This window comes from Amycolatopsis sp. La24 (assembly GCF_029087445.1).
GTDB classification, from domain to species: Bacteria; Actinomycetota; Actinomycetes; order Mycobacteriales; family Pseudonocardiaceae; genus Amycolatopsis; species Amycolatopsis nivea.
Genome location: NZ_JARACH010000126.1, coordinates 1 through 5604, shown reverse-complemented (window position 1 = coordinate 5604; position 5604 = coordinate 1). Strand labels below are relative to the sequence as shown.

Annotated in this window: 5 protein-coding genes; 1 reads left to right on the top strand and 4 read right to left on the bottom strand. The window is 68.2% G+C overall.

Annotation, left to right across the window (positions count from 1 at the left end; translation table 11 throughout):
• Window positions 1-134: 134 nt before the first annotated feature.
• From PUT80_RS45915 to PUT80_RS45900, 4 genes are read right to left on the bottom strand one after another with little or no spacing between them, the layout of a single operon-like run.
• A complete protein-coding gene (locus PUT80_RS45915; protein ID WP_037817221.1) occupies window positions 135-1028 on the bottom strand; it encodes an ABC transporter substrate-binding protein in 894 nt (297 codons plus the stop codon).
• Entirely contained in the window at window positions 1025-1729 is a 705-nt protein-coding gene (locus PUT80_RS45910) for an ABC transporter permease subunit (RefSeq protein ID WP_275295890.1), read from the bottom strand. Before PUT80_RS45910 ends, PUT80_RS45915 begins: the two co-directional genes overlap by 4 nt.
• Window positions 1726-2418 (bottom strand): ABC transporter permease subunit, encoded by a 693-nt coding sequence (locus PUT80_RS45905; RefSeq protein ID WP_134728109.1) that lies wholly within the window; start codon window positions 2416-2418, stop codon window positions 1726-1728. Before PUT80_RS45905 ends, PUT80_RS45910 begins: the two co-directional genes overlap by 4 nt.
• Entirely contained in the window at window positions 2418-3506 is a 1089-nt protein-coding gene (locus PUT80_RS45900) for an ATP-binding cassette domain-containing protein (RefSeq protein WP_275295889.1), read from the bottom strand. Before PUT80_RS45900 ends, PUT80_RS45905 begins: the two co-directional genes overlap by 1 nt.
• A gap of 97 nt (window positions 3507-3603) precedes the next feature.
• Between PUT80_RS45900 and PUT80_RS45895 the strand changes: the two genes are divergently transcribed.
• The gene (locus PUT80_RS45895; RefSeq protein WP_275295888.1) at window positions 3604-5028 is read left to right on the top strand and encodes a bis-aminopropyl spermidine synthase family protein; all 1425 of its coding nucleotides are present in this window, start codon (window positions 3604-3606) and stop codon (window positions 5026-5028) included.
• The last annotated feature ends 576 nt before the right edge of the window (window positions 5029-5604 follow it).

Sequence of the window (5604 nt, the reverse complement as noted above, 5' to 3'; positions counted from 1 at the left end):
GTCGCACCAGAACTCATAACCAGCGATCACACCAGCCCCGGCCAGCACAAGCCACACCGCCACGCCGGACACCCAACACCACAAACAAGATCAACTTAAGCTACGTGGCATTGGGTTAGAACCGGCAACACCACTCACGAGGCCGCCAACCCGTTCCGCCGCAAGAACTCCTCAGCGATATCCTTAGCGTTCCGCTTCTCATCCGTGTACTGCACGTTCAGCTCGGTCAGCTGCTCCGTAGTCAACGCCGCCGAAACCCGGTTCAGCGCTGCCGTTTCAGCGGCATTCAACGTCCCCCGCGACACCAGCGGCACGATGTTCTGCGCCGGGAACATGTGCTTGTCGTCCTCCAGCGGCACGAACCCGTTGGACGCGATAGTCGCCGACGTGCTGAACAGGTCCGCCACCTGCACCTCGCCCGACTTCAACGCCGCCACCGTCACCGGGCCGCCGGTGTCCGTCGTGCGGATTTCCTTGAACTCGCACCCGTACAGCTGCTTGATCCGGTCCTTCCACCGGCTGCTCCACTGCCCCGGCCCGCCCATCACCAGGTCCTTGCAGCGCGGTCCCAGATCAGAAAAGGTCTTCACCCCGGTGGCCGCGAGTTCCTTGCCCACCACGAGCAAATCCTTGTCCTGCGCGGGCGACTGGTCGAGAACCTCGAATCCGCCCGGGATTTTCTGCTTCAGCTGTGCGTAAACATCTTCCGACGTCGTCGCCGGAGTGTTCTTGTCGAAATACCGCAGCAGGTTCCCGGAGTAATCCGGCACCACGGACAAAGACTTGTCCTGCAACGCTTTCACCACGACCTCGCGGCTGCCGACCGGCGGTCGCACCGTCACGTTGTGCGCGCCGACATTCCGCAAAGCCCCGGCATAAATCTGGGCCAGCAAAGAGCTTTCCCCGACATCCGACGCGCCGATGATGATGTCGCCGGTACTGCCGCCCTCACCGCCGCCGGACAGCGGGTTTCCGCATGCCGACGCCAGCAGCGCCAGCCCGGCCACCAGGATCCCCCACCGTTTCACGCTGCTCCTCCCGCGGCCGCCGTCCGGCCGGACGCTGCTTGCGCGGCCAGCCGGACTCCCTTGGGCACCAACGCCCGCTGTGCGGCGGCGAGCAGCAGGTCGACCACGATCGCCAGCAACGCGGTGAGAATCGCGCCCGCGACGACCTCGGTGTAGTCCAAAATGGCCAGTCCGTCGAGCAGGAACCGGCCGAGGCCGCCGAGACCGACATACGCGGCTACCGCGGCTGTCGCGATCAACTGCAGGACCGCGTTGCGGATTCCGCCCAGTACCAACGGAAGCGCGATCGGCACCTCGACCTGCCACAGTCGTTGCCAGCCGGTCATCCCGATGCCTTGCGCGGCGTCGACGACATCGTGCTCGGCCGCCTGCAGACCGGCGTAGGTCCCAGCCAGCACCGGCGGGATCGCCAGCACTACCAGGCCGATGATGGTCGCGGTGGTGCTTTCGGTGAAGAGCAGGAACAGGAACGTCACGAGCCCGAGCGTCGGCAGCGCGCGGATCGCGTTGCCCACCCCGACCAGCACGACGCCGCCGCGGCCGGTGTGGCCGACGAACAGTCCGATCGGGATCGCGATCACCAGTGCGATGACCAGTGCCAGCGCGATGTAGCCGACGTGCTGGGCGAGCCGGGCGAGAATGCCGCCCGTGCCCTGCCAGTTCGCGGCGGTGGTGAACCAGGTGAAGACGTCGCCGATCATCCCGCCACCTCCGCGGCCGGCGCGCGACCCGCTCTCTCCCAGGGCGTCAACAGATTGCGCAGCAACACCAGCAGCAGGTCGACGATCAACGCGAGCAGCATCGTCAGCACGATCCCGACCACGATCGGCGAGAAGTACTCCCGCTGGAACCCGTCGGTGAACAGCACGCCGAGCGCCCCGGTCCCGATCAGCGCACCGACGCTCACCAGGCTGATATTGCTCACCGACGCCACCCGAACCCCCGCCGCGAGCACCGGCACCGCGAGCGGCAGTTCGACGCTGAAGAACCGGCGCGGCCCGCGATATCCGATCGCCGTGGCAGCCGCGACGATGTGCGGCGGCACGGCTTCCAGCGCGTCGAGCACCGGACGCACCAGCAGCGCGGTGGTGTAGATAGTCAACGCGACGATCACGTTGACGCTGTCGAGAATCTTCGTCCCGATAATGCCGGGAATCACCACAAAAAGCGCCAGCGACGGAATCGTGTACAGCAGATTCCCCACCACCAGCAGCACACTGCGCGCGGGCCGCCAGCGATGCCCCAGCCAGCCGAGCAGGATCGCCAGCACGATGCCCGCGACCAGCGGCACCAGCGCGAGATAGATGTTCTCGAGCAGATTGGCGAGGATTTCGCCGCGGTTGTTGGAGCTCGACAGGTACCGGCCGAGTTCGCCGAAGAAGTCGCCCATCAGGACGCCTGCGGGGAGGCCTCGATTACATCCAAGACCTGGTGCGCGACCACCGTCCCGAGCACGCGGTTCTCGTCGTCCACCACGACGCCGAGACTGGCCGGCGACGACAGCGCCGCGTCGAGCGCCCCGCGGATCGGCGTGCCCTGCACGTACAGCGATCCGCCTGCCACGAGGTCGGTTTCCGCCAACGAGCCGTCCACTGTGGAGCCTGGCGGAAGCCAGCCGCGCGGCTGTTTCTCGTCGTTCACCGCGAGCAGCCAGCCCTCCGACGGGCCGTCGATCTTGCTGCCGAGCTCGATCGTCCGAGCCGGCGAAACCTCGACGCCGCTCGCCGGCAGGAACGAAAGCCCGCGATACCCGCGGTCCCGGCCGACGAACGACGCGACGAAGTCGTCCACCGGATGCCGCAGCACCTCGGCCGGCGTGCCGTACTGCGCGAGCTTCCCGCCGACGCGCATCACCGCGACCTTGTCCCCGAGCCGCACCGCCTCGTCGATGTCGTGCGTGACGAACACGATTGTCTTGCCCAGCTGGGATTGCAGCCGCAGCAGCTCGTCCTGCAGCCCTTCGCGGACCACCGGGTCGACCGCGGAGAACGGCTCGTCCATCAGCAAGACCGGCGAATCGGCGGCGAGCGCACGAGCCACGCCGACGCGCTGCTGCTGCCCGCCGGACAGCTGCGCCGGATACCGCTTCCCGAGTTCCGTCGGCAGGCCGACCGTCTCGAGCAACTCGGCCGCCCGGGCGCGCGCCTTGCGTTTGTCCCATCCGGACAGCAGCGGCACGGTCGCGATGTTGTCGAGCACTGTCCGGTGTGGAAAGAGCCCGGCGTGCTGGATCACGTAGCCGATGCCGCGGCGCAGCACCGCCGGGTCGCCTTCGCTGACGTCCTTGCCGTCCAGCAGCACCGCGCCGGAGGTGGGCTCGACCATCCGGTTGATCATCCGCAGCGAGGTCGTCTTGCCGCACCCGGACGGACCGACGAACACCGTGATCGTGCCGTCTTCCACGGTGAGCGAGAGGCCGTCGACCGCGACCGTGCCGTCCGGATAGCGCTTGACGACGTCTCGGAATTCGATGGTCACAGACTTCTCCCCACGTCCTGGTGCAGAGTCCGACGGTAGCCCACTCGCGCGGCCTTGGCAGCCTGTCCCGCAGCGTGGCCGACTACCCTCGGACCCCGTGACCGCCCTAGACGACGTCCTCGCCGCACATGGCGCCGCCGTCCGCCCGCTCTACGAAGTGCTCACCCTGCTCCGCAGCGGCTCGTACGAGCTGGCCGACCTAGTGCGGCTCACCGCCGCCCCGCGCCGAAGCGTCGAAGACCTTCTCGCAGCGCTGGAACCGGACCTGGAACGCTCCCCCGCAGGCATCCGCATCGCCCCGGCCGCACGCGCCACCTACGCGTCGTACTCCCTGCCGCCCCTGCCCGACCCCCTCGACGCCGAGGTCGCCGCCCAACCGGCCCTGCTCACCATGCTGGCCGAACGAATCGCCGCCGTCCCACCCCCGCTCGCGGCTCTGGACCACGTGCAAGCGACCCCGGAGACCGTGCTGCGTCGCGCATTGTGGCTGAACTCCCGCTACGACCTCCGCCGCAGCAAGGTGCTCTTCCTCGGCGACCACGATCTGACGTCGCTAGCCGTGCGCGCGGTGTGCCCGGAAGCCGAACTGTCCGTAGTGGACCTGGACGAACGCGTCCTGTCCTACCTGGACACCACCGGCGAACGCACCATCTTCACCGCCCACGCCGACCTGCGCGTCGGCCTGCCCCCGGCCCTGACCGGCAAAGCAGACCTGGTCTTCAGCGACCCGCCCTACACGCCGGAAGGCATGGGCCTCTTCGCCGCCCGCGCAGTGCAAGCCTTGCGCGAACCCACCGAAGGCCGAATCCTCCTGGCCTACGGCTACAGCCCACGCCACCCCGCGCTAGGCGCGCAAGTGCAGCGCTCCCTCGCCACCCTGGGCCTGACCTACGAGGCGATCCTCCCGGACTTCAACCGCTACACCGGCGCCCAAGCAATCGGCAGCGCGGCTGACTTGTACGTCTGCCAGCCGACCGCGAAGGCGAAGAAATCGTTCGCCCGCAAGGGAAGCTCCGCCATCTACACGCACGGCCCGCAATCAGTCGAATCAGCCGGCACCAAACCGGGCCTCCTGGCGGCCGCCCGAGAAATCGCCTCCGAAGGCGGCCTGGCCCTGGAAACGCGCCCCGTCGGCTGGGCGACGTCCGGCCCGGAAGGCGACGCCGTCGCGATGGACCTCACCGCCGACCCGGGCCCCTGGCTCCTACGCACCCTGCTGGGCACGAACGCCCGACGCCTGGCGCTGCTGCTGCCGAACAACCACCCCGACCTGGCGGACGCCGCCGCGCAAGCAGCCCTGACCGCACTGGTCGCGGACAAGTACCGCCTACGCCTGCTCCGCAGCACCCCCGACAACCGCCACGCGATCGTCGCCGCAGACCTGGTCGACCACCCGTCCGAACTGCTGACCCGCGCCCACGCGAGGCTGGCTAATGCGGCACTGAACGTCCCAGAGGATTTGGCGGACCTACGCCTGGTGGACGTCCCCCGACACCGCCTAGCGGAGCTGCTCCCCGGCTGACCACTCCGCCGCTGCTGGGCGGCCAGGTTGAAGCAGCTGGAGCGGCCAGATTGAAGACCCAGTAGCGGCCAGATTGCAGTCAACCTAGCGGCCAGATTGACGGCAGTGCAGCGGCCAGACTGCGCTCTCCGCCCGCTGACCAGCGCAATCGCTTCTCGCTCGCCGCCCCGGGCTCGCGCGCGATCACTGCTTCCGGCAATAGGTCGTGAGGGCCACCCTCATTGACTATGACTCCCTCAGGGTTCCCCTCACGACCGTCGGCGGGCCGTGAGGGGCTCCTTCAGAGACCTAGATTCCCTCGAGGAGCCCTTCACGGACCACACCGCCCCGCCCGCCGCCCCGGGATGCGCCCCAATGCGGCATTGGGTGCGTCCCACGCACCGAACGCCACATTGGGTGCGTCACATGCACCCAATGCCACATTGGGGCGCAAGCCCCACCACGAACGAAACCGCCACCGATGCACCCAACTCGAAGTGCACCCACACCACCCCCGCACCCCGATACGAAGCTCCCCTGCGGTCTGGGGTGGCTTGTCAAGGCATCTTTCCCGCCTTGACAAGCCACCCCAGACCG

Excerpts from the sequence above, each read along its gene's own strand:
- PUT80_RS45910 (WP_275295890.1), bottom strand. The coding sequence starts at position 1,729 with ATGATCGGCGACGTCTTCACCTGGTTCACCACCGCCGCGAACTGGCAG.
- PUT80_RS45905 (WP_134728109.1), bottom strand. The coding sequence starts at position 2,418 with ATGGGCGACTTCTTCGGCGAACTCGGCCGGTACCTGTCGAGCTCCAAC.